This window comes from Mesorhizobium sp. P5_C1, from assembly GCF_054049815.1.
Genome location: NZ_JBFULQ010000706.1, coordinates 1 through 2,399, shown reverse-complemented (window position 1 = coordinate 2,399; position 2,399 = coordinate 1). Strand labels below are relative to the sequence as shown.

The following is a 2,399-nucleotide window of genomic DNA, read 5'->3' as shown; positions in this document are numbered from 1 at the left end:
GGGGTGCGCGGTGCGCGCATAGCCGGGGAGGAACGTGTCGGTGCGGGAGTTGATCGTCGCGTTCGAGGCGTAGATCAGTTCCGGCACGATGCGGTAGTGCAGCGGCGAGGGGTAGAAATAGACCGGCACGCCGGAGATCAGCGGCAGCACCRTGCCCGCCGTCATGCCGAACGAATGGAAGATCGGCAACACGTTGAACACCTTGTCGCCCGAATGGAAGTCGATGCGCGAGGCGGCCTGGGCGGCATTGGCCAGGATGTTGCGGTGGGTGAGCACGACGCCCTTCGGCGTGCCTTCCGAACCCGAGGTGAACAGGATCACCGCGGCATCGTCGGGCTTGCGCGGCGCGCGTGGCGTGCTCTTGCGCAGCAAGCCGAGCAGCTTGTCCCTGAGGCCGACGGACCCGCGCAAATCGTCGAGCCAGACGATGTCGACCGAGCGGCCGATTTCCTCGACCACCGCACCGAGCTTTGCCTGTTCGACAAAGGCGCGAGAAGTGAGCACGGTGCGCACTTCGGCGGCCTTGCAGGCGGACAGGATGTTTGCCGCACCGGCGGTGAAGTTCATCATCGCCGGAACCTTGCCGGCCGACATGACGCCGAGCAGCGTCGCGCAGGAGCCGTTGGCGTTCGGCAGCATGATGCCGAGCGTCTGCTGGCCGGCATAGAGATTCTGGAATTTCTCGCCGAGCACCGCAGCGGCCGTGAGCAGCTTTCCGTAGCTCAGCGAACCGGTGACCGGATCCTGCACGGCGAGCTCTCTCATGCCGCGTTCGTTTGCCGTCTGGATGATCTTTTCCAGCACCGTCTTGTCGATGTCCTGGGTACGGAAGACGAGGTCCGACATCACCTGATAGAGGGCGGCGCCCGCCGCGGCGCGGCGCTTGCGGCCCTTTAGGTCTTGCAGCACTTCCAGCTTTACCGGCTCAAGGATGGTCACCTTGACCTTCGGGAACAGCCGGCGGCGCACATGCTGGGAGGTCAGCCGTGAAAAATAGCTTTTCTCCAGCCCGTCGATGCGCACCGGTACGACCATCGAACCGGTCTTGTCGGCGACCATGGCGGCGCCGTCATAAACCTTCATCAGGCCGCCGGTGACGGTGATGCGGCCTTCCGGGAAGATGACAAGCGGGTCGCCGCCCTGAACGATCTTGATCAGCGTGCGGGTCGACATCGGCTTGGATGGGTTGAGCGGCAGCGCGCGGGCGAGTTTCATGAACGGCTTCATCCACCAGGCCTGGGCGATGGTGTGGTCGATGGCGAAGACCGGCTCCTCATCGGTCAGGGTCAAGGCCAGGGGACCGTCGAGGAAGCTGACATGGTTGAGCGCCAGGATCGGCGCTTTGCCTGCCGCCTTGAGGTTCTCCATGCCCTCGACTTCCAGCCGATGGAAAGCGCGGAACAGAATGGAGACAAAATCACGGAAAGCGTTGGTCGGCAGGTATTTCAGCATCAGCCAGGCGGCGATGGCGTTGGCCGCAGCAAGGCCGAACAGGATGGCTCCGGTGGAGACGCCGGCTGACTGGATCGCGGCGACGAGTATGCCGCCGACCGTCATGAAGCCTGCGTTGACGATGCTGACGGCGGCGACGACGCGGGCACGACTCGCTTCGGGCGACCATGCCTGCACGGCAGCAAAGGTCGGCACCACGAGGAAGGCGCTGGCAATCGCCATGCCGGCGAGGTCGATCGCAACATGGATCGTGTTTGGCCCGGCGAAGAACAGGGCAAGGGTCTCAGTCCTGGGCGAAGGCTGCATGCTCCAGATGGTCCAGGCCAGGTCCAGTCCAAACAGCGCCAGCAGCGCCGTGCCGACCGGTGCAGGCAACAGCACGATGCGTCCCTGCGACATCCACGCGGCAATGGCCGAGCCAATGGCGATCGAAACGGCGAACACCGCGAGATAGGCAGTCACGGCGATCTCGTTGCCGCCGAGCGAATCCTTGATCAAGGTCGGCAGGATCGAAAGAACGATGGCGCCGATCAGCCAGAACCAGGACGTCATCAGCCCGGCGCGCCAGATCCGCTTGTCGCCACGCAATCCGTTGACCTGCCGCCAGGTCGAGCGAAAGACGTTTTTGTCGATGACGAGGTCGGGGGCGGCAGAACCGGTGGACGGGATGTAGCGGCTGACGATCCAGCAACTCACGGCGAGGATCATCATGATCGGCCCGAAGACCGAGACGCCTATGCCATCGGCCGAGACGATGCCGCCGGCGATGGTGCCACCGAGGATGGCGGCGAAGGTCGCCGATTCGATCCAGGCGTTGGCGCCGGGCAATTCCTTGCGCTCGAGATGATCCGGCAAGATGCCGTACTTGATCGGTCCGAACAGCGCCGAGATGATGCCGAACATCAACAACGCCACCATCAGCACCGGTATCGACGACAGCGCGATGC

Annotated in this window: 1 protein-coding gene; it reads right to left on the bottom strand. The window is 64.1% G+C overall.

Annotation, left to right across the window (positions count from 1 at the left end; all coding sequences use genetic code 11):
• Positions 1-2,399: MFS transporter (locus ACXJ7R_RS30160; RefSeq protein ID WP_457155011.1), on the bottom strand; the 2,399-nt coding region annotated here is incomplete at both ends.